Source organism: Arthrobacter sp. NEB 688, assembly GCF_013201035.1.
Classification (GTDB): Bacteria; Actinomycetota; Actinomycetes; order Actinomycetales; family Dermatophilaceae; genus Phycicoccus.
Genome location: NZ_CP053707.1, coordinates 3,390,214 through 3,411,582 on the forward strand (window position 1 = coordinate 3,390,214; position 21,369 = coordinate 3,411,582).

Genomic DNA, 21,369 nt, shown 5'->3' on the forward strand with positions numbered 1-21,369 from the left:
AGTCCGCGTCCTTCCCACACCGTGTCAGACCGCGAAGAGCACCTGCTCTCGGTCCTGCGGGTGGCGGCCGAGGCGCAGTCGCGGCTCGAGGGCGCCTTGCGACCCCTGGATCTTACGGTAGACGGCTGGCGGGTGCTCCTGACGATCCGCGCCGCGCCGGGCGCCTCGATGGCCGACCTCGTCGAGGCCCTCGTCATCCCGTCGTCGACCGCCACCCGGGTCGTCGACGCGCTCGTCGAGCGCGGCGCGGTGTTCCGGACGCCGGCCCCCGACGACCGTCGGCGCGTCACGCTGAGGCTCTCGGCCGAGGGGCTGCGGCGCCTGCGCCGGGCGCAGGAGGCCATCCGCGAGATCGAGCCGCCGGACGCCACGGAGCCCTTCCCCGGCTGAGCCACCCCCGGGGGTCTGGACAGATCCGACGCCCACCCCTACGCTCCGAATATTCCCATTTGGGACTATCCCGGATGGGACCGTCTCGCGGAGGTGGTCATGGCGACGTACGAGTTCCTGTGCCGGCGCGACGGGGTGATCGCGCTGCGGCTGCCCGGTGGGCAGGCCCCGGCGTCGATCGCCTGCCCCACCTGCGAGGACCCCGCGCGACGGCTGTTCGGCGTCCCGCAGGTGCAGCGCGGCGACTCCCGCTCACGGCGGGTCATCGCCGCCACCGAGGCCAGCGCGAGCGAGCCCGCCGTCGTCTCGGCGCCGCTCGGTCGGCGCCGCTCCCCCACGAGGCGGCCGACGGCCGACCCCCGGACGGCGATGCTGCCGTCCCCCTGACCGGGCCGCCCGGCCCGTCACGATCTCGGCAAGGAGAACCATGGGAAACGTCGGACTCCTGTACGTCGGCGCCATCCTGTTCATCAACGGCTGTGCCCTCCTCGGATGGGTCCGGGGCAACGGCGCCGTCCCCCTCAACGTCTTCGTCGGGCTGCTCCAGGTGATCACGCCCACGTACCTGATCTTCACCGCCGGCGGCGACGCCGACGTCGTCTTCGGGGCCTCCGGGCTCTACCTGTTCGGCTTCACCTACCTGTACGTCGCGATGAACACCATCTGGGGGTTCGAGCCCACCGGCCTGGGCTTCTTCTCCCTCTTCGTCGCCGTCGCGGCGGTCGCCTACGCCGTCGTCAACCTCGTCACCTACCAGGACTACGCGTTCACGGTGATCTGGCTGCTGTGGGCCTACCTCTGGTGGCTGTTCTTCCAGCTGCTCGGGCGCGGCCGCGCGCAGCTGACCGCCTGGACCGGCGTCGTCGCCGCGGTCGAGGGATGGACCACCGCCGCGGTGCCGGCCTTCCTCCTCCTCACCGGGTGGTGGGACGCCCTCCCCAACGCCGTCTGGGCGCTCGTCGTCCTCGTCCTCACCGTGGGGGGGTTCCTCCTCGCCAGATCCCGCCTCGGCTCCCTGTCCCCGGCGACGGCTCCCGCCACCGCCTGATCCCGCTCCGGCGGCCCGTGCCGCCCCGTCCCGACCCGTCAGGAGAACCCGCCATGCCCGAGCTCATCTTCCCGCTCGACTCGACCAAGAAGTTCACCGACCAGCGCTACCTCGGCCACAACCGGTGGCACCCCGAGGTCCCGGCCGCCGTGCACGTCAAGCCGGGCGACAGCTTCCGGATGCACTGCCGGGAGTGGTTCGACGGCGCCATCGTCAACGACGACTCCGCCGACGACATCCTCAACGCGCCCCTCGACACCGTGCACGTCCTCTCCGGCCCCGTGGCCGTCGAGGGCGCCCAGCCGGGCGACCTGCTCGTCGTCGACATCCTCGACGTCGGGCCGATCCCGCAGGAGGACAGCGGCCCCCTCGCCGGCCAGGGCTGGGGCTACACCGGCATCTTCGCCAAGGAGCACGGCGGCGGCTTCCTCACCGACCAGTTCCCCGACGCGTACAAGGTGATCTGGGACTTCACCGGCGGGGTCGCCACCTCGCGGCACGTCCCCGGTGTCTCGTTCGTCGGCATCGTCCACCCCGGCCTCATGGGCACCGCCCCCTCGGCCGACCTGCTGGCTCGGTGGAACTCCCGCGAGGCGGCGCTCATCGCCACGGACCCGAACCGTGTCCCGCCGCTGGCCCTGCCGCCGGAGCCCAGCTCGGCGATCCTCGGGTCGCTGCCCGACTCCGAGTACGCGCGGGTCGCCGCCGAGGCCGCCCGCACGGCCCCGCCGCGCGAGAACGGCGGCAACCAGGACATCAAGAACTTCACGAAGGGCTCGCGGGTCTTCTACCCGGTCTTCGTCGACGGCGCGAACCTCTCGATGGGCGACCTGCACTTCTCGCAGGGCGACGGCGAGATCACGTTCTGCGGGGCCATCGAGATGGGCGGGTTCATCGACCTGCGGGTCGACCTCATCAAGGGCGGTATGGAGACCTACGGCGTCTCGGAGAACGCCATCTTCATGCCCGGCACGACCGACCCGCAGTTCAGCGAGTGGCTGGCCTTCTCGGGCACATCCGTCACCCTCGACGGCGAGCAGCGCTACCTCGACTCGCACCTGTCCTACCAGCGGGCCTGCCTGCACGCGATCGACTACCTGACGACGTTCGGCTGGTCGCCCGAGCAGGCGTACATGATCCTCGGCGCCGCCCCGATCGAGGGCCGGCTCTCGGGGGTCGTCGACATCCCGAACTCGTGCTCGACCGTGTACCTGCCGACGTCGATCTTCGACGTCGACATCCGCCCGTCGAGCGCCGGCCCGGCGAAGGTCGACCCCGGGATGGGCGTGCCCCGCTCGTCCTTCTGACCCGACCGACACCGACCCTGACCCCGACCCGACCCGACGACCTCCTGACGGCGGTCCCGCGCCCTCTCCCGACCGGGGGGCCCGGAACCGCCGTCAGGGGTGTCTCCGGCGGCCGCCCCGACGTAGGCTCGGCGGCAGGTCACAGCCACAGAGAGGTGGACGACGTGCGCCAGCGAGGTCCCAGCCCTGCACCGGCCCCCGCGCCGGCCGACCCCGGCCGCGCCGCAGCGGTGCGCGCGCTCGCCGAGGGGATGGCCCCGATGCGCGGCCCGCTCCTGCCGGTGCTCCAGGCCGTGGTCGAGCAGCACGGGTTCGTCCACGACGACGACGTGCCGGTCGTGGCCGACGTCCTCAACGTCAGCCGGGCCGACGTCCTCGGGGTGCTCAGCTTCTACCACGACCTGCGGCGCACTCCCCCGACCGCGCACCGCGTCGCCCTCTGCCGCGCCGAGGCCTGCCAGGCCCGCGGCGCCGAGGCCACGGTGGCGTCCGCCTCCGACCGCTGGGGCGGCTCGACCGACGTCGAGGTCGGCGAGGTCTTCTGCCTCGGCAACTGCGCGCTCGGCCCGGCGGGGATGCTCGACGGCGCCCTCCACGGCCGGCTCACCCCCGAGCGGCTCGACGTGCTGACCGAGGGGTGGCCCGCGTGAACCCCGTCGTCTGGGTGCCGGCCGACGCCGCCGCCGTCTCGGTCGGGGCCGACGAGGTCGCCGCGGCCCTCGAGGCGGCCGGCGCCACCGTCCGCCGCAACGGCTCCCGCGGGATGCTCTGGCTCGAGCCCCTCGTCGAGGTCGAGACCGACGCGGGTCGCGTCGGGTACGCCAACGTCGGTGCGCACGAGGTCGACCCGCTGCTCGGCGGCGTGCTCGACGACACCGACCGCTGCGTCGGCGTCGTCGACGAGCACCCGTGGCTGACCGGCCAGCACCGCGTCTCCTTCGCCCGGGTCGGTGTCATCGAGCCGACCGACCTCGCCGCCTACCGCGCCCACGGCGGGCTCGCCGGCCTCGAGCGGGCGCTCACCCTCGACCCCGCCGACGTCGTCCGCGAGGTCACCGACTCCGGGCTGCGCGGCCGCGGTGGCGCGGGCTTCCCGGCGGGCATCAAGTGGGAGACGGTCCGCACGGCCCGGTCCGACACGAAGTTCGTCTGCTGCAACGCCGACGAGGGCGACTCCGGCACCTTCGCCGACCGGATGCTCATCGAGGGCGACCCCTTCACGCTCGTCGAGGGGATGACGATCGCCGCGCTGGCCACCGGCGCCACCGAGGGGTTCGTCTACCTGCGCTCGGAGTACCCGCACGCCATCCGCACCCTGCGCCGCGCCGTCGAGGTCGCCTACGCGCACGGGGTCCTCGGCGGGTCGGTGCTCGGCAGCGGCCGCCGCTTCGACCTCGAGGTCCGGGTCGGCGCCGGTGCGTACATCTGCGGCGAGGAGACCTCGATGCTCGAGTCGCTCGAGGGCAAGCGGGGCGAGGTGCGCGCCAAGCCGCCGATCCCCGCGCTCGAGGGGCTCTTCGGGATGCCGACCGTCGTCAACAACGTCCTCACCCTCTCGGCGGTCCCCATGGTGCTCGCCGACGGCGGCGCCGCGTACGCCGCGCTCGGCACCGGGCGCAGCCGGGGCACGCAGGTCTTCCAGCTCGCCGGCAACGTCGCGCGCGGCGGCGTCGTCGAGGCCGACTTCGGCATCTCGCTGCGCGAGCTCGTCGAGCAGTACGGCGGCGGCACGGCGTCCGGGCGGCCCGTCAAGGCCGTCCAGGTCGGCGGCCCGCTCGGGGCGTACCTGCCGCCCTCGCGCTTCGACCTGCCGATGGACTACGAGGCGTTCGCCGAGGCCGGGGCCATGGTCGGGCACGGCGGCGTCGTGGTCTTCGACGACTCGATGGACGCCGGCGCGATGGCCCGCTTCGCGATGGAGTTCTGCGCCAAGGAGTCGTGCGGCAAGTGCACGCCCTGCCGGGTCGGCTCGACCCGCGGCGTCGAGGTCATCGACCGCATCCGGGCCGGCACGCAGCGCGAGTCCAACCTCGTCCTGCTCGAGGACCTCTGCGCGACGATGACCAAGGGCTCGCTCTGCGCCATGGGCGGCCTCACCCCGATGCCCGTCCGCAGCGCCCTCGAGCACTGGCCCGAGGACTTCGGCGTCTCGCCCGCCGCGGCCGACGCCACCACCGACGCGATGCCCGAGTCAGCCACCAGCACCACCGGAGGAGCGCGGCCATGACCACCCTCGACGAGCGACCCGACGCCCTGACCAGCGAGACCGACTACGGCACACCGGCTGTGCGCGGCGGGGCACCGGCCACCGTGAGCATCGACGGTCGTGAGGTCACCGTGCCGGCGGGCACCTCCGTGATGCGCGCCGCCGCCGAGGCCGGCATCGAGATCCCGAAGCTCTGCGCCACCGACTCGCTCAAGGCGTTCGGCTCCTGCCGCCTGTGCCTCGTCGAGGTCGAGGGCGGCAAGGGCACACCGGCGTCGTGCACCACGCCGTGCACCGACGGGATGGTCGTGGGCACCCGCACCGAGCAGGTGCAGGCCCTGCGGCGCAACGTCATGGAGCTGTACCTGTCGGACCACCCGACCGACTGCGCCGGCTGCGCGCGCGGCAGCTGCGAGATGCAGAAGTGGGCGCGCGAGACCGGGGTCGCCGAGGTCCGGTACGGGCTCGACGGCGCGAGCCACCTCGCCGACACCACCGACCGCTCCAACCCGTACTTCGACTACGACCCGGCCGCCTGCATCGTCTGCTCGCGCTGCGTGCGGGCCTGCTCCGAGACGCAGGGGACGTTCGCGCTGACCGTCGAGGGGCGCGGCTTCGACTCGCGGATCTCCCCCGGCGGCACCGACTTCCTGAGCTCCGAGTGCGTCTCGTGCGGCGCGTGCGTGCAGGCCTGCCCGACCGACGCCCTCACCGAGCGGTCGGTCGTCCAGCTCGGGATGCCGACCCGCTCGGTCGTCACGACGTGCGCCTACTGCGGCGTCGGCTGCTCGTTCAAGGCCGAGGTGCAGGGCTCGGGCGACGACACCCGCGTCGTGCGGATGGTGCCGTGGAAGGACGGCGGCGCGAACGAGGGCCACTCGTGCGTCAAGGGCCGCTTCGCCTACGGGTACGCCGCGCACGACGACCGGCAGCTGGAGCCGATGGTGCGCGAGTCCATCGACGACGAGTGGCGCGTCGTGTCGTGGGAGGAGGCGATCCGCACGGCGGCCGAGGGCTTCCGGCGCATCCAGGCCGAGCACGGCGTCGGGTCCATCGGCGGCATCTCGTCCTCGCGCTGCACGAACGAGGAGGTCTACGTCGTCCAGAAGATGGTGCGGGCCTCGTTCGGCAACAACAACGTCGACACCTGCGCGCGGGTCTGCCACTCCCCCACCGGGTACGGGCTCAACCACGCCTTCGGCACCTCGGCCGGCACGCAGGACTTCCGCTCGGTCGAGCAGGCCGACGTCATGCTCCTCATCGGCGCCAACCCCACCGACGCGCACCCGGTCTTCGCCTCGCGGATGAAGAAGCGGCTGCGGGCGGGCGCGCAGATCATCGTCGCCGACCCCCGGCGCATCGACCTCGTCCGCAGCCCGCACGTCGAGGCCGCGCACCACCTGCCGGTCCGCCCGGGCACGAACGTCGCGTTCGTCAACGCGATGGCGCACGTCATCGTCACCGAGGAGCTGCACGACGCGGAGTTCGTCCGCTCGCGCACCGAGGGCGCCGAGGGCTACCTCGAGTTCATCGCCCGGCCCGAGCACTCCCCCGAGGCCACGGAGGCCGAGACGGGCATCCCGGCGGCCGAGCTGCGCTCCGCCGCACGGCTGTACGCGGCGGGGCCGAACTCCGCCATCTACTACGGCCTCGGCGTCACCGAGCACAGCCAGGGCTCGACGATGGTCATGGGCATGGCCAACCTCGCGATGCTCACGGGCAACCTCGGGCGCGAGGGCGTCGGGGTGAACCCGCTGCGCGGCCAGAACAACGTGCAGGGCTCCTGCGACATGGGCTCCTTCCCGCACGAGCTGCCGGGGTACCGCCACGTGTCGCGGCCCGAGGTGCGCGAGATCTACGAGACGCTCTGGGGCGTCACCATCCAGCCGGAGCCGGGGCTGCGCATCCCCAACATGTTCGACTCCGCGATCGGCGGCTCGTTCCTCGGGCTCTACGTGCAGGGCGAGGACATCGCGCAGTCCGACCCGAACACGCAGCACGTCGAGGCGGCGCTGCGCTCGATGCAGATGGTCGTCGTCCAGGACCTCTTCCTCAACGAGACCGCCCGCTTCGCCCACGTGTTCCTGCCGGGCACGTCGTTCCTCGAGAAGGACGGCACGTTCACCAACGCCGAGCGCCGGCTCAACCGGGTGCGGCCGGTCATGCCGAGCCGCGTCGGCAAGGACGAGTGGCAGGTCGTCTGCGAGCTCGCGACGGCGATGGGCTACCCGATGTCGTACGGGTCGACCGCCGAGATCATGGACGAGATCGCCTCGACGACACCGACGTTCGCCGGCGTCTCGTTCGCCCGGCTCGACGCCGAGGGGTCGATGCAGTGGCCCGTCACCGACGCCGCCCCGCACGGCACCCCGACGATGCACGTCGGCGAGTTCGTCCGCGGGCTCGGTCAGCTGACTCCGACGGTCTACGTCCCGACCACCGAGCGCGCCAACCGCCGCTTCCCGCTCGTCCTGACGACGGGGCGCATCCTGTCGCAGTACAACGTCGGGGCGCAGACCCGCCGCACGCCGAACTCGACGTGGCACCCGGCCGACGTGCTCGAGATCCACCCGTCCGACGCCGAGCTGCGGGGCATCCGCGACGGCGACGTCGTCGAGCTCGCCTCCCGCGTCGGCGCGACCCGGCTCACGGCGCTCGTCTCCGACCGGATGCCCGCCGGCGTCGTCTACACGACCTTCCACCACCCGGTGACCGGCGCCAACGTCGTGACGACCGAGAACTCGGACTGGGCGACCAACTGCCCCGAGTACAAGGTGACGGCCGTCCAGGTGACGGTGGCGACCGAGGCCGCGCGGGCGGAGCGAGACGCCGCGCCCGAGGGGCACGACGTCCCTGCCGAGCGCGGCGCCCCGATGCCCGCCGGGGCGATGGCGAGGCACCGCCGGTGAGCGGCGACATCGCGCCCGTCGTGCGGCTCGGGCACGACCTCGTCCGCAACTTCGAGGCCCTGCCGCGCGAGAAGGCCGCCGAGGAGATCGCGACCCACGTCAAGAAGTTCTGGGAGCCCCGGATGCGCCACGAGCTGCTCGCCCGGGTCCGTCGCGGCGACACCGACCTGCACCCGCTGCTCGTGCGCGCGGCCGAGGACCTCGTCGACGGCGAGATCGACCGGGACGAGGTGCGGGAGCCCTCCGGGGGCTGACCGGCGCGGGCGCTAGCGTGGTGACTGCGCGCCGGACGGGCCGGCCGCGGAGAGGTCCCTGATGCGCGTCGCCCTGGCCAAGACCGTGCTGCGAGCGGCCCGGTGGCGCGCCGTCGGCGAGGTCCCCCGCACGGGCATCCTCGTCGGGGCGCCGCACACCTCGAACTGGGACTTCGTGATGATGCTGCTCGTCATGTGGCGCGGCGACGTCACGCCGCGCGTGCTCATCAAGCAGGAGCTCTTCAAGGGCCCCCTCGGCTGGCTGTTGCACCGCCTCGGCGGCATCCCCCTCGACCGCGACAACCCCGGTCAGGTCGTGCGCGAGCTCGTGCGCGAGGCGCGCAGCGGCGAGCCGTTCCTGCTCATCCTCGCGGCGGAGGGGACCCGCGACCAGGGCGAGTACTGGAAGTCCGGCTTCTGGCGGATCGCCCGCGCCGCGAAGCTGCCGATCGCGCTGGCCTTCATCGACGGCCCCTCCCGCACAGCCGGGTTCGGCCCGACGATCAGGGCGACGCCGGACGTGCGCGCCGACATGGACCTCGTCCGGGAGTTCTACCGCGACAAGCGCGGGATCCACCCCGAGAAGCGCACCGAGCCGCGCCTGCGCGAGGAGGACCGCCCCGCCGGGGCGTGACCGTCCGGCAGCCGCTGCTCACCGGAGGCCGACGAGCTCCGGCTGCGGTGCGACCGGAACCGGCTGCGGCGTGGTGGGCGCGGGGTCGTCCCGGCGGGGGCCACGTCCCCGCACGACGAGACGGCGCGCGGGTCGCTCGACGAGCACCATCATCGCCCAGGCGGCGAGCGCGAGGACCGCGGCGACGGCGACCAGCACGAGCCGGGAGAGCCACGGGTTGCCCGTCGCGAGACCGACGGCCTGCTCGACCGGCCACTCGAAGAGCCAGTGGACCATGTAGAGCGCGAACGAGGCCTCCCCTGCGGCCACGAGCCACCGCAGGGACAGCGCCCTGGCGACCCACCCGCCGGAGGCCGCCAGCGCGGCGACGCCGAGCCCGAGGGCGGGCGCCATCCAGTAGCGGCCGGCCGAGGCCTGCGGCACGAGCGCCGCGACGACGAGGGCGAGCGGCAGGACCGGGGCGAGGCGGCCCAGGCGCGCGCCTCCACGCACCCAGGCCAGGCACAGGAGCATCCCGCCGACGAACTCGAACAGGATGCGGACCCAGAACATGTTCTCGAGGTTGCCGTTCGGCAGGGCCATCGTCGCGAAGATCCAGAGCATCACGCCGTAGCTCGCGGCGGCGAGGGCCAGCGCGGTCGAGGACCGGCGCAGGCGGGCGACGGCGACGAAGAGCAGGGGCGCGAGGAGGTAGGCGAACCACTCGGCGCTGATCGACCACGCCGGGGTGTTGAAGCTCGGTCGGTCGCTGACCCAGTAGTGGACCATCCCGAGGTTCTCGACGTAGGCGGCGCCGGTGCGGCGGCTGTCCTCGACGGTGCGCCCGAGGGTGCCGAGGAGGAAGGCGGTGACGACGTCGATGTGCAGCGCGACGACGTGCACCGGCCAGACGCGGGCGAAGCGGTTGCGGACGAACGAGCCCGTGTCGCGCCAGCGGAAGGAGCGCATCCGGTCGGCGTAGGTGTAGGCGAGGACGAAGCCGCTCAGCGCGAAGAAGAGGTCGACGCCGAGGTAGCCCGCGCGCATGAAGGTGTCGAGCGGGGCGAGCGCGGGCTCGAGGGCGAGGATCTCCTCGCGGTAGTGGAAGAGGACGACCCACACCGCGGCGACCGCCCGGAGGCCGGTGAGCGCGGGGAGGGCCGGCCGGCGGGTCAGCAGCTCCATCCCCACGACCCTGCCGAGCGTCGGCGGGTCGCCTCAAGTCGGGGTCGGGTGGGTGCGGCGAGGCTGAGAGCGCCGGGGAATGGATGACCGCGCAGGTCAGGCGGTCGGTGCGGCGGTGGGAGGACGTCGTCCCGCGGCTCGGGCGGTGCGAGATGTGTCACGCGCGCCGGCCCGCTCCCCTGAGTCGGCGCGCGCCGCCGCTTGACAACGTACAACTACTTGGTTGTATGTTGGTCCTGTGACCGGGAGCAGCGAGGACCGCGCGGACGCGCTGTTCCACGCCCTCGCCGACCGGACGCGGCGCGACATCCTGCGCCGGGTCCTCGCCGGGGAGCACTCGGTCACGACGCTGGCGGCGCGGTACGACATGAGCTTCGCCGCCGTCCAGAAGCACGTCGCCGTCCTGGAGAGGGCGGGCCTGCTGACGAAGCGACGCAACGGTCGCGAGCAGCTGGCCAGCGGTGACGTGCAGGCCGTCCGGTCGGTCGCCTCGATGCTCGACGAGCTCGAGGCGGTCTGGCGGGGACGGATCGACCGGATCGACCTACTGCTCACCGAGGAGCCCTGACATGCCCGTCACCGACATCACCAAGGACATCGACAGCCGCACGCTGACCATCACCGCGGAGTTCGCCGCGCCGGTCGAGCGGGTCTGGGCCCTCTACGAGGACCCCCGCCAGCTCGAGAAGGTCTGGGGCCCGCCGGAGTACCCCGCGACGTTCGTCGACCACGCCCTGCGCGAGGGAACCCGCACGACCTACTACATGACCTCCCCCGAGGGCGAGAAGTTCGCCGGCTACTGGGACGTCACGGGGGTGGACGCGCCCCGGCAGTTCACCTTCCGCGACGGCTTCGCCCACGAGGACCTCACCCCCAACGCCGACCTCCCCGTCTCGGACTGCGTCTACGACTTCAGCGCCACCGAGAGCGGCACCCGCGCGGTCTACACGACGACCTACGCGAGCGCCGAGGCGCTGCAGCAGGTGCTCGACATGGGGATGGAGGAGGGCGCGCGGTCGGCCATCGACCAGATCGACGCCTTCCTGGCTCGCGGCTGAGGGGGTGCGCGAGCCTGTCGTCACACCCGTCACGACAGGCCCTCTGCCCGCCCTGATCCCCTGCGCCACAGTCGTTTTCGCTGTGGATGGTGCTTCCGTCCGAACCCCGCCGGGGGTAGGATGAGTGCACGAGGGGAGGGGGAGCCGATGGCCACCAGCACGCAGCACCGGGCGGATGCCGAGGACGTCGCGGCAGCGGCGGTCGAGGCCCGGGCGCTCGTCGCGCAGGTCCTCTCCCCCACGGCCGTCGGCGGCTCGGTCGCCGGCTGGGCGGCCGCCCTCGGCGAGCTGCAGTCCCTGGCCGACGTCGTCGCCGCGGCGCAGGACGAGGTCGTCGTGCGGCTCTCCGCCATCGAGCCGGTCGCCCTCGAGACGGGTGAGGTCGTCGAGACCCACCGCGCGCTGGGGCACGTCGCGCTCGACGCGCCCGCCGTCGTCTCGGGCGTCCTGGCGATCTCGGCCGTGCACGCCGAGCGACGGGTGCGGGAGGCGGTGCGCCGCGCGGCCGACGGCCCGGAGGGCACGTCGACGAGCACCGGGCTCGGCGGGCTGCACGCCGCGATGGCCGCCGGGCGGCTCGACGCCCACCGTGCGCAGGTCGTCGCCCACGAGCTCGAGGAGGTGCCGGCCGAGGTCGCGTCCGGGGTCGTCGCGGCCCTCGCCCCGTGGTTCGAGCACGAGGACGCGTCCCGGTTGCGGCGGCGAGCCCGCCGGGTGCTGGCCGCCGTCTCCCCGGACCTGCTGCGGCAGAGGGCGGTCCGTGTGCGCGCGGCCTCGGGGCTGCGGCGCTGGGCCGACGAGCCGGGGGTCGACACGTGGCTCGGGACCTTCCCCTCCGAGGAGGCCTGCGCGGCCTGGGCCGCGGTCGACACCCTCGCCCAGCGGTACGTCGAGGACGGCACCTGCGAGCACCTCGAGCGCGCGCGAGCCAGGGCGCTGACGGACCTGGTCACCTCGAACGCGACGGTCGAGGTCCACGTGCAGCTGCTCACGACCGCCGGGGCACCGCGGGTCGCGGCCCGGGCCGAGGACGCAGCGGTCGGGGACGGCGCACCGGTTGTCGGTCACGCCGAGGTCGGAGACGGCGCGCCTGTTGCCGATGACGCGGGGGTCGAGGACGGTGCACGGGCTGCCGATGACGACCTCGTCGCCGTCCACGGGATGCACGCCGGCGACCCGGACCTCGTCCCCCGCGGCTGGCTGGCCAGGGCCGCGGTCGTCACCGACCCGACGTCGCCCGTGCCCCACGCGGCCACCGGCGCCCTGACCGACCCCGACGGGCTCCTCTCGACCGACGCCTACCGCCCCGGCGCCCGGCTCGCCGCGCTCGTGCGGGCCCGCGACGGGCGCTGCCGCTTCCCCGGGTGCCACGTCGCGGCCCGGTTCTGCGACCTCGACCACGTCCGCGCGTGGCCCGCCGGGCCGACGAGCGCCGCCAACCTCGCGTGCCTCTGTCGTCGCCACCACCGGGTCAAGCAGCGCCTCGGCTGGTCGGTCCGGGCGGCCGACGACGCTGTCCTGCACTGGACCGACCCCACCGGGGCGACCCGCACGACCCATCCGGTCGACCACCGCGCCGTCGTCCTCGAGGCCGGCGACCCCGGTCCGCCCCCACCTCCCCGCCGATCCGCCGATCCCGTGCACTCGCCCATGGAGTTCCGCCTCGAGCACCACGGAGCCGACGCGCCCGCCGCCGCTCGCGGCTGCCGGGTCGAGGTCCACCGGCCACGGCGCTCCGTCACCATCACCGGCCTGCACCCGCCGCGACGTCGCGCCCGACTCCCCGTCGATCCCCCGTTCTGACGCGCTCTTCCGCGGTCTGGCGCATCGCCCCCCGTTCGGGCAGTCTCCGACGATGGGATTCCAGGTCATCAGCACCGACGAGGCGCCACGCAACCCGCTGTTCGCGCAGGGGGTGGCAGCCGGTGGGTTCATCCACGTGTCGGGGACCGTCGGCATCGATCCGGCCACCGGCGCGCTGGCCGGTGACACGATCGGCGAACAGACGACGCAGGCCCTCGCCAACTGCACGGCGGTCGTCGTGGCGGCCGGTGGCGCGAAGGACGACATCTTCGAGGTCGGCATCCTGCTCCACGACCCCGACGACTTTCCGGGCATGAACGCGGCCTACTCGCAGTGGCTCCCGACCACGCCTCCCGCGCGGTACGCCGCCAAGCTCGGCGCCGTGATCCCCGGCGTGCTGGTGTCCATCAGGATGACCGCCCACGTGGGATGACGTGACGACGGCGACCATGGCGCCGCTCGTGGCGTGAGAGCTGGGGTGATCGCCCCACCTCTCACGCCACCGACCGCGCCGGCGCAGATGACTGACGCGCGGACGAGCCACCTCCGCGCCCGCCGGGCGCCGCGTGCCGACGGCCAGAGGGTCAGACGCAGAACTCGTTGCCCTCGGGGTCCTGCATCGTCACCCAGTGCACGCCCATCTCGGCGTGCTCCTCACCCCGGACCGCCCCGAGCGCCTCGAGGCGTTCGACCTCGGCGGCGACCCGCCGACGCTGCTCGTCGAGCGGCACCGCGGGTCCACCCCCGCCGAGCAGGTCCAGGTGCACCCGGTTCTTGCCGGACCTCGGCTCCGGCACCCGCTGGAAGAAGATGCGCGGCTGGCCCTGTGCCTCGAGGGCCGAGGCGGAGTTGAAGCGCTCCTCGGGCACCCCCTGCGCGGCGAGGAAGGCCGGCCAGTCGGGGAAGCCCCCCGGCGGCGCCGGCACCGCATAGCCACGCGGTGCGAGGGCCCCGGCCCAGAACTCCGCGAGCGCGGCGGGGTCGGCGCAGTCGATGACGACCTGGACGGGCAACGTTGATCGGTCCATGCGCCGAGTGTGGACCCGAGCACCGACACCGCGCGCGTGACCCACGGAACAGCGCAGCGGCGAGGACGGTGGAAGCATCGAGTCCACCGACAAGGAGGCCCGTCATGGCCACCTCACCCCTCACCACACCGGTCCGCGACGCCGCCCGCGACGTCCTCGCCCAGCACCGCATCGCCGTCACCGGGGTCTCGCGCACCCCACGCGGGCACGGGGCCAACACGGTCTACACCTGGCTGCGTGAGCACGGCTACGAGGTGTTCGCCGTGAACCCGCACGCGACGCAGGTCGAAGGGGACACTGCGTACGCCTGCGTCCAGGCGGTGCCCGGCGGGGTCGACGCGGTGGTCGTGGCGACGTCGGCCGCCCACGCCCTCGACAGCGTCGAGCAGGCCCTGGACTCCGGGGTGCGACGCATCTGGCTGCACCGGTCGACCGGGGCCGGGTCGGTCTCGCCGGAGGCCGTCGACCTCGCGCGAGCGGCCGGTGCGACCGTCATCGCCGGCGGCTGCCCGATCATGTTCCACCCCGACGGTGACGGCGTGCACCACGCGATGTGCCGCGTCCTCACGTGGACGGGCGCGGTCCCCCGGACCGTCTGACGGTCGTCCCGACGGCTGGACGCGACCCTCCCCACCGGGTGTACCATCATCGGTTCGCCAGCATGGGAACCCCACACACCGCAGGAGGCGGACCCGCCGTGCCCACGACGACCGCCGACCGACCCACCGACCCCACCGACGACGTCCTCGCCCGCGAGCAGGCGCACCTCGAGCACGCCCGCGACGAGCTGCGCCGGATGCGCGAGACCACCGAGCGGCTCGACGTGAGCACCGCCGCGGACGCCTTCAACGCCGCCTACCTCGACCTCGTCCTCGCACGCCGGGTCGCCTCGCTCCAGGACGACCCGCGCACGACGCTCTTCTTCGGCCGCATCGACTGCCGGACCGAGCACGGCGAGGAGACCTTCCACGTCGGGCGCCGCCACGTGAGCGACGACCACGGCGATCCCGTCGTCGTCGACTGGCGCGCACCGATCTCGACCGCCTTCTACCGCGCCTCCCCCGCCGAGCCGATGGGCGTCGAGCTGCGGCGGCGCTTCGGGGTCGACCGCGGACGGCTGACCGCGTACGAGGACGAGCGCCTCGTGGCCGGCGACGTCGCCGACCGCAGCGGCATCCTCGCCGCCGAGATCGAGCGGCCGCGCTCCGGGCCGATGCGCGACATCGTCTCGACGATCCAGCCCGAGCAGGACGAGATCGTGCGGTCCGACCTCGCGACGAGCATCTGCGTGCAGGGCGCCCCGGGCACCGGCAAGACCGCCGTCGGGCTGCACCGCGCCGCGTGGCTCCTGTACTCGTTCCGCCGCCAGCTCGACCGGGCCGGCGTGCTCGTCATCGGGCCCAACCGTGCCTTCCTCGACCACATCGGCGCCGTCCTCCCCTCGCTCGGCGAGGTGCGGGTGCGGCACGCCACCGTCGACACGCTGCTCGACCACGGGCGAGTCCGCTCCGAGGACCCGACGGAGGTGGCGATCCTCAAGGGCGACGCGCGGATGGCCGACGTGCTCCGGGCTGCGGTGTGGCGCAGCGTCTCCCGCGCAGAAGAGGCCCTCGTCGTGCCGCGCGGCTCCCGCCGCTGGCGCGTCCCCGCGTACGAGGTCCAGGACGAGCTCGATGCGCTGGTGGGCCGCGGCGTCCGCTACTCCGCCGGGCGCGACCTGCTCCCCCAGCGCCTCGCCCACCTCGTGATGCTCCAGATCGAGCGGTCCGGCGACTTCCCCGGCGACACCGTCCAGGACTCCCTCGCCCGCTCCGCCCCGGTGCGCGCCGCGACGAAGGAGCTGTGGCCCGCCCTCGACCCGACCGCCGTCCTCTTCGGCCTCCTCTCCGACGCCGAGTCCCTGGCCGCGGCGGCCGACGGCGTCCTCGCCGAGGACGAGCAGCGGATGCTCCTGTGGCACAGCCCGCCCCGCACCAAGGGAGCCGCTCGGTGGACCCGCGCCGACATGGCGCTCCTCGACGAGCTGGCCGACCTCCTGGAGCGCACCCCGAGCCTCGGCCACGTCATCCTCGACGAGGCCCAGGACCTCTCGCCGATGCAGCTGCGCGCGGTGGGCCGGCGCGCCTCGACCGGCAGCCTCACCGTCCTCGGTGACATCGCGCAGGGCACGACGCCCTGGGCCACGCCGTCGTGGGAGGCGGCGATGGCGCACCTCGGCCGCCCCGAGCACGTGCTCGTCGTCCTCGACCGCGGCTTCCGCGTGCCGGGTCTCGTCATCGACTACGCCGCGCGCCTGCTGCCGCTGATGGCCCCCGGCCTCGGCGCGCCGGTCTCGGTGCGCGACGACCCCGGCCGCCTCGACGTGCGCGAGGCCGACCCCGAGCGCCGCTCGCACGAGGTCGTCGACGCCGTCCGAGCGCTCACCGACGAGCCGGGCTCGGTCGGGGTCATCGTGCCGGATGCCTTCGTCCCCGCGATCTCGACGGCGCTCACCGCGGCCGGCCTCCCCCACGGTCGCCTGGACGCCGAGCACGGGGACGACGAGGACCGGCAGGTCGAGCTCGTCCCGGCGGGCATCGCCAAGGGGCTCGAGTTCGACCGGGTGGTCGTCGTCGAGCCGGCGGCCATCGTCCGCGCCGAGCCCGACGAGCGCACCGGGCTGCGGCGGCTCTACGTCGTGCTGACCCGTGCCGTCTCCGCGCTCGTCGTCGTGCACTCCGAGCCGCTGCCCGAGGTGCTGGACCGCTGACGGGCCGGTGGGCCGGCGGTCAGGAGCGGCCGTGGACCAGCTCCTCGCGGTAGCGCTCGCCGAGGGCGGCCCGCATCCGGAAGAGCTCGACGGCCGCGGCGGTCACCGTGCTGCGCTCGACCCATCCGTCGGAGACCGGCACGTCGCCGGACTCCAGGGCGGCGACGCGTTCGCGGGTGGGCGGGTGCTCGAGGTCGACCGCCGCGGCCGGGGCGGCATCCAGCCGGGCCCGCAGCTCCGCCGGCGTCGGGCGCTGCGCGGCCTCGATGGCGAGGAAGACGTCAACGCCCGGCGTGTGCGCGGCGTTGTGGGCGGCCGTCGCACCGCGGGGTACGCCGACGCCGGCGAGCAGCCATCCCCGCACGGCCGCGGGGCCGGCGAGCGCGGCGGCGCGCCGGTCGGCCTCGGACGCGGCGTGGTGCAGCGTCGGCCGCCAGGCCCGGTCGAGGACCGCGTGCAACGCACGGAAGGGGACCGCCACGACCTGCATGCCGGCGCCGCCGACGGCCGCCGACGCCTGGCGACGCATGAGGTTGCCCGCCATCTCGTCGCCGGGCCCGAAGTAGCCCATCGTCGAGGTCGCCTGTTCGACGGCCTTGCGGTCTGCGGTGACCGCCTTGACGGGCGTGAGGATCGTCCGGGCCCCCGAGAGCACGTCCCCGGCGACCCGCACGAGGATGCCGGCCGGGCCCCGCCGCACCCGCGAGCAGCGCAGCTCGTGGGCGAGCGCGGCGACCCGCTCCCCGGGGTCGAGGGCCGTCCACTCGGGCAGGGCGACGACGAGAGCGGCTCCCCCGAGGTAGCCGGTGGGGTGGACCCGTGTCGCGGCGCCCGTGTCGACGAGCACGCGGGCCGGGGCCGCGACGCCGACCTCGGCGGACACGGCGTCGACGAGCTCGTGCAGCGCGGGCTGCTCGTCGCGCGAGGTGGGGAGCGCGCGCCGGTCGACGCGCGCCGGGCGCGGCACGAGGCGCCAGAGCAGGAGGGCGCCGAGGAGCCCCCAGACCCAACGGCTCACGCCGTCGTCGAGGACCAGCACGGCGACCCACCCGACGACGAGGGCCAGCAGCCCGAGGACGACCACCAGCGCGAGCAGCACGGCGGCCACCGCGGCGAGCGTGGCGGACGGGGCACGGCGGGAGTCGGTCACCCGCCGAGGCTAACCCCGACGGACCGGCCTGCGGCTCAGGCGCCGACGGTCCACTTCTCGCCGTCCCAGTACCGGTGGCGGCGACGGCTCGTCGGCGAGGCGTACCAGCCCGGCGCGAGCCCCCCGCCGGCGCTGTTCGCGTCCTTGATGACCCGCCGGGTGTGGAACGTCGGGACCAGGGCGGCGAGCACCCCGACCGCGCAGCCGACGGTCAGCACGTAGAGCCCGACCCCCGCGTCGACCGTCGCGTCCGAGAACGCGTCGACGACCTCCGGGGCCGCCGCCGCGAACCACGACGGGCGACCGACGGACGCACCGGGGCGCAGGACGAGCACCCAGAACGCGAAGGTCACGAACGACCCCGCCGTCAGGCCGACGACGGCGGCGAGCCGCCAGACGACGCCGACGAACCGCATCCGGGTGATGATGAGCGCGATGCCCATGAGCAGCGCCCAGGCACCCGTCATGAGCAGGTAGGTGCGGAACGAGTCGTCGAGGCGCACCGACGCCCCGTCGGGGCGCAGCCCGAGCAGCGCCCACACCCGGGGGGCGACCGTGCCCCGGTCGACCGTGTACACCGGCAGCAGCGTCCCGAGCATGACGATCGCCGCGCCGAGGCCGAGCGTCAGGCCGGCGACGACGTGGCTGCGTGTGTGCCTGACCTGCGCCATTCCACTACCTCCCACGGACTCGTGGTGAGTGTGACACCGAGAGCGCTGCTCGACGGGTGACTTCGCGCAAACTCGGTCCGGCCGGCCGGGACGGCGCGCTGCTCAGCGGTCCGCGACGGCCTCGCGCAGCAGGCGCCAGAGCTCCTCGACGTCGGCCCGCTCGGTCGTCTCGGCGCCGATCGACACCCGGACCATCCAGCGGTCGTCGAGCTTGCTCGCCCCGAGGAAGACCCGCCCCGTCGCGTTGACGGCGTCGAGCCAGGCGAGCGTGTGGGCGTCGAGGTCGTCCCCGGTCAGCCCCTCGGGCTCGTGGACGACGCACACCGTCTGCAGCTCGACGGGCGCGAGGACCCGCCATCCCGGCTCGGCCTCGACCTGCTCGGCGAACCAGCGCGCGTTGGCCAGGTCGCGTCGCAGCCGCTCGCGGATGGCCTCGACGCCGTCCAGCCGGAGGTGGAACCACAGCTTGAGCGCGCGGAAGCGCCGGCCGAGCGGGATGCCCCAGTCCTTGTACTGGACGACCTGGTCGTCGGTGCTCGCCCGCAGGTAGCTCGGCGTCGTCGACATCACCGAGACGAGGTGGTCGACGTCGCGGACGTAGAGGAGCGAGGTGTCGAGGACGGTGCCCATCCACTTGTGCGGGTTCCACGCGAGGCTGTCGGCGTCGTCGACACCCGCGAAGAGGTGGCGCATCTCGGGCAGGAGCATCGCCGAGCCGGCCATCGCCGCGTCGACGTGCACCCACGCGCCGTGCTCGCGCGCGACCTCGACGATGGCGGGCACCGGGTCCATCGCCGTCGTGCCGGTCGTGCCGACCGCGGCGACGACGACCGCCGGCACGCGACCGGCCGCGACGTCGTCGGCCATCGCGCGGCGCAGCGCCTCGGGGTCCATCGCGTAGGTGACCGGGTCGACGTCGACGTAGCGCAGGTTGTCGGCGCCGAAGCCCGCGAGGAGGACGGCCTTGGGGACCGAGCTGTGCGCCTGCGGCGAGGAGTAGGCGACGAGCGGGGCGTCGAGGGACTGGAGGCCGCCGCGGTGCTCGGAGCCGTCGCTCGCGCGCTCGCGGGCGGCGAGCATGGCGACGAGGCCGGCGGTCGAGGCGGTGTCCTGGATGGCGCCCTTCCACTCCGGGGCGAGGCCGCAGAGGTCGCGCAGCCAGTCGGTGACGACCTGTTCGACCTCGGTGAGCGCCGGCGCCGACTGCCACGTGATGCCGAGGGCCGCGACGCCCCCCGACGCGATGTCGCCGAGGACGCTCGCGAGGCTCGCGTTGCTCGGGAACCAGCCGTAGAAGCCGGGGTGCTGGGTCTGGGTGACGCCGGGGACGACGACGCGGTCGAGGTCGGCGAGGACGTCGGCGAAGGCCTCGGGGGCGGTCGGCGCGTGGGCCGGCAGCGCGTCGCGGACCTCGCCCGGGCGGACCTGCGCCGCGACCGGGAGGTCGGGGACCCGGGTGCGGTGGTCGGCGATCCAGTCGATGAGCTGGTGTCCGGCGGCGCGGAACTCCTCGGGCGTCATGGCGCCATTGTGCCCACGTCGGGTCGCTCGCCCTCCACCGTCCACCACGCGGCGCGGCGGCACCGATGACCCCGCACGTGCGGGGTTGTCGTTGTCGGGAACCGGTCCGGAGCACGGCAAGCCCGCACGTGCGGGGTCGTCGAGAGAGGCCGTCAGCCGCCGGTGGGCGATGCCGAGGCCGGTGCGTAGGTGATCTTCACGGCCTTCGGGACGGTGACGAGTGCCGCGGCGTCCGTCACCGTGAACGTCTGCGCACGGCACGTCGAGGTCGGGAGCGTCGTCACGGAGTAGGGGGACGCCGTGCTGCCGTCGCCCCCACCGACGACGACCGGGACGCGCGGCGCGTCGCTCGCGGCCTGACACCCCGCGAGACCGAGCAGGGACCACAGCTGCGACCCCGCATCGGACTCGACGCGCACCATCTCGCCGACCACCGGCGCAGCGGGTGGCTGCGGCTGCTCCCCCGGGTCCGACAGCGCGAGGACGTAGGCGATGCCGCCGATCGCCGCCATGGCGCCGGCGCCCACCATGCGCTGGGTTGCGGACCTCGTGAGGCCTCGGGAGAGGGTGAAGTACTCCGCCTGGGCCAGGAGCTGGGACCGCGAGTGGGTGTAGACCGCGAGGTTGTGCGTGAGGATGCGGCGGTCCTCCTCCAGCTCGGCCACCGCCGCCCTGGCGGCCGCCTCCCCCGCCTTGCCCGCCCGGTCCGTTGCGGTGGCTCTCGCCGTGACGAGGTTCCCGTCGACCTCGAACAGGGCCGCGCGCACGCCGCGCAGCCTCGTCTGGAGGTCCGCCACCGTCCGGACCCGCACCGGCAGAGCGACCCCGGTGCCGGCCGACTCGATCTCCTCGACGAACTCCGGCGGGAGCCGGTGCAGCTCGTACATCTGCGGACGGAGCAGGTCGGTGGCCTGGGCGATCAGCCATCCGACCCCCACGAGGCCGGTGACACCGGCGAGGAACGCAGCGCCCAGCTGGTAGGGGTGCTCCTGCCAGCTGAGCTCAGGGGTGGCGACGAAGCCCTTGGCGAACATCAGGGCACCCACCGCGGCGAGGGCCGTGATGACCCACCTCACCGTCGTGCGGACGGCCTCCGCGCCCGCTGCCCACTCCCGGGGGGCGGGCAGCGTCGGGTCCTCCGCCGCGGGCGCCGGACCGTCGACGGCCGGCTTGACCGTGGCCGCGAGGGACCAGGACCCCGCGGAGGGGGGCGTCGTCACGCGCCGACGCCCTCGTCCTCGGGCGCCTCGGCGGCCGTCCCGAGGTCCTCTTCGGGGACACGGTGGTCCGGGGCGGTGTCCGCCCCCAACGGCTCCCACTCACCCGGAGGCTCGAAGTAGATCTCGCGCGCTCCGGTCACGGGGTTTCGCCGCAGCTCGCCGTTCTCGGGCATGTCCCTCTCCTCCCGCCGGTGGCCGAAGGGTAGCGACGATCGGCGGTGCCTGACCAGACCCCCGGGTCGAGCGAGGGTCCTCGC

Annotated in this window: 22 protein-coding genes; 15 read left to right on the forward strand and 7 right to left on the reverse strand. The window is 74.1% G+C overall.

Annotated features, from left to right (window positions below; all coding sequences use genetic code 11):
* Positions 1 to 21: 21 nt before the first annotated feature.
* From HL663_RS15960 to HL663_RS16000, 9 genes are all read left to right on the forward strand, one after another.
* On the forward strand, positions 22 to 390 hold the full coding sequence (locus HL663_RS15960; protein WP_216842600.1) for a MarR family winged helix-turn-helix transcriptional regulator: 369 nt from the start codon (positions 22 to 24) through the stop codon (positions 388 to 390).
* A 99-nt stretch (positions 391 to 489) separates the two neighbouring features.
* Positions 490 to 777, forward strand: a complete 288-nt coding sequence (locus HL663_RS15965; RefSeq protein ID WP_173029287.1) for a zinc ribbon domain-containing protein — start codon at positions 490 to 492, stop codon at positions 775 to 777.
* A gap of 40 nt (positions 778 to 817) precedes the next feature.
* Positions 818 to 1,438, forward strand: coding sequence for an AmiS/UreI family transporter (locus HL663_RS15970; RefSeq protein WP_173029288.1), 621 nt, complete (start codon positions 818 to 820; stop codon positions 1,436 to 1,438).
* Positions 1,439 to 1,491: 53 nt separating this feature from the next.
* The gene (gene fmdA / locus HL663_RS15975) at positions 1,492 to 2,745 is read left to right on the forward strand and encodes a formamidase (RefSeq protein WP_173029289.1); all 1,254 of its coding nucleotides are present in this window, start codon (positions 1,492 to 1,494) and stop codon (positions 2,743 to 2,745) included.
* A 164-nt stretch (positions 2,746 to 2,909) separates the two neighbouring features.
* Entirely contained in the window at positions 2,910 to 3,395 is a 486-nt protein-coding gene (locus HL663_RS15980) for an NAD(P)H-dependent oxidoreductase subunit E (RefSeq protein ID WP_286175716.1), read from the forward strand.
* Entirely contained in the window at positions 3,392 to 4,972 is a 1,581-nt protein-coding gene (locus HL663_RS15985; RefSeq protein ID WP_216842601.1) for an NADH-ubiquinone oxidoreductase-F iron-sulfur binding region domain-containing protein, read from the forward strand. The genes HL663_RS15980 and HL663_RS15985 overlap by 4 nt, the downstream gene beginning before the upstream one ends.
* Positions 4,969 to 7,860 (forward strand): formate dehydrogenase subunit alpha, encoded by a 2,892-nt coding sequence (gene fdhF / locus HL663_RS15990; RefSeq protein ID WP_173029290.1) that lies wholly within the window; start codon positions 4,969 to 4,971, stop codon positions 7,858 to 7,860. Before HL663_RS15985 ends, fdhF begins: the two co-directional genes overlap by 4 nt.
* Positions 7,857 to 8,114: a formate dehydrogenase subunit delta gene (locus HL663_RS15995; RefSeq protein ID WP_173029291.1), complete on the forward strand. Its 258-nt coding sequence runs from the start codon at positions 7,857 to 7,859 to the stop codon at positions 8,112 to 8,114. Before fdhF ends, HL663_RS15995 begins: the two co-directional genes overlap by 4 nt.
* Before the next feature lie 61 nt (positions 8,115 to 8,175).
* Positions 8,176 to 8,748 carry a 1-acyl-sn-glycerol-3-phosphate acyltransferase gene (locus tag HL663_RS16000; protein ID WP_173029292.1) on the forward strand — a complete coding sequence of 191 codons (573 nt, stop codon included), beginning with the start codon at positions 8,176 to 8,178 and terminating at the stop codon, positions 8,746 to 8,748.
* An 18-nt stretch (positions 8,749 to 8,766) separates the two neighbouring features.
* On the opposite strand, the gene HL663_RS16005 is transcribed toward HL663_RS16000, so the two are convergent.
* Positions 8,767 to 9,912, reverse strand: coding sequence for an acyltransferase family protein (locus HL663_RS16005; protein ID WP_173029293.1), 1,146 nt, complete (start codon positions 9,910 to 9,912; stop codon positions 8,767 to 8,769).
* Between the two features lie 238 nt (positions 9,913 to 10,150).
* Between HL663_RS16005 and HL663_RS16010 the strand changes: the two genes are divergently transcribed.
* The 4 genes from HL663_RS16010 to HL663_RS16025 all read left to right on the forward strand — a co-directional run bounded on the left by HL663_RS16010 (position 10,151) and on the right by HL663_RS16025 (position 13,206).
* Complete coding sequence (locus HL663_RS16010; RefSeq protein WP_173029294.1) at positions 10,151 to 10,480, forward strand: ArsR/SmtB family transcription factor; 330 nt, start codon at positions 10,151 to 10,153, stop codon at positions 10,478 to 10,480.
* A gap of 1 nt (position 10,481) precedes the next feature.
* Entirely contained in the window at positions 10,482 to 10,970 is a 489-nt protein-coding gene (locus HL663_RS16015; protein WP_173029295.1) for an SRPBCC family protein, read from the forward strand.
* A gap of 147 nt (positions 10,971 to 11,117) precedes the next feature.
* A complete protein-coding gene (locus HL663_RS16020) occupies positions 11,118 to 12,773 on the forward strand; it encodes an HNH endonuclease signature motif containing protein (RefSeq protein WP_173029296.1) in 1,656 nt (551 codons plus the stop codon).
* Positions 12,774 to 12,825: 52 nt separating this feature from the next.
* The gene (locus HL663_RS16025) at positions 12,826 to 13,206 is read left to right on the forward strand and encodes a RidA family protein (RefSeq protein WP_173029297.1); all 381 of its coding nucleotides are present in this window, start codon (positions 12,826 to 12,828) and stop codon (positions 13,204 to 13,206) included.
* Positions 13,207 to 13,357: 151 nt separating this feature from the next.
* On the opposite strand, the gene HL663_RS16030 is transcribed toward HL663_RS16025, so the two are convergent.
* Positions 13,358 to 13,801, reverse strand: a complete 444-nt coding sequence (locus tag HL663_RS16030; RefSeq protein ID WP_173029298.1) for a VOC family protein — start codon at positions 13,799 to 13,801, stop codon at positions 13,358 to 13,360.
* Positions 13,802 to 13,905: 104 nt separating this feature from the next.
* Between HL663_RS16030 and HL663_RS16035 the strand changes: the two genes are divergently transcribed.
* Together HL663_RS16035 and HL663_RS16040 are read left to right on the forward strand one after the other, a co-directional pair.
* Positions 13,906 to 14,400, forward strand: a complete 495-nt coding sequence (locus HL663_RS16035; RefSeq protein WP_173029299.1) for a CoA-binding protein — start codon at positions 13,906 to 13,908, stop codon at positions 14,398 to 14,400.
* A gap of 62 nt (positions 14,401 to 14,462) precedes the next feature.
* Positions 14,463 to 16,550 carry a HelD family protein gene (locus HL663_RS16040; protein WP_173029300.1) on the forward strand — a complete coding sequence of 696 codons (2,088 nt, stop codon included), beginning with the start codon at positions 14,463 to 14,465 and terminating at the stop codon, positions 16,548 to 16,550.
* Between the two features lie 19 nt (positions 16,551 to 16,569).
* On the opposite strand, the gene HL663_RS16045 is transcribed toward HL663_RS16040, so the two are convergent.
* From HL663_RS16045 to HL663_RS16065, 5 genes are all read right to left on the reverse strand, one after another.
* On the reverse strand, positions 16,570 to 17,700 hold the full coding sequence (locus HL663_RS16045; protein ID WP_173029301.1) for a M48 family metalloprotease: 1,131 nt from the start codon (positions 17,698 to 17,700) through the stop codon (positions 16,570 to 16,572).
* A 35-nt stretch (positions 17,701 to 17,735) separates the two neighbouring features.
* Entirely contained in the window at positions 17,736 to 18,371 is a 636-nt protein-coding gene (locus tag HL663_RS16050; RefSeq protein ID WP_173029302.1) for a DUF2510 domain-containing protein, read from the reverse strand.
* A gap of 102 nt (positions 18,372 to 18,473) precedes the next feature.
* Positions 18,474 to 19,892, reverse strand: coding sequence for a pyridoxal phosphate-dependent decarboxylase family protein (locus HL663_RS16055; protein WP_173029303.1), 1,419 nt, complete (start codon positions 19,890 to 19,892; stop codon positions 18,474 to 18,476).
* Positions 19,893 to 20,044: 152 nt separating this feature from the next.
* The gene (locus HL663_RS16060; protein WP_173029304.1) at positions 20,045 to 21,112 is read right to left on the reverse strand and encodes a hypothetical protein; all 1,068 of its coding nucleotides are present in this window, start codon (positions 21,110 to 21,112) and stop codon (positions 20,045 to 20,047) included.
* Positions 21,109 to 21,285, reverse strand: coding sequence for a hypothetical protein (locus tag HL663_RS16065; RefSeq protein ID WP_173029305.1), 177 nt, complete (start codon positions 21,283 to 21,285; stop codon positions 21,109 to 21,111). Before HL663_RS16065 ends, HL663_RS16060 begins: the two co-directional genes overlap by 4 nt.
* Between the last annotated feature and the right edge of the window lie 84 nt (positions 21,286 to 21,369).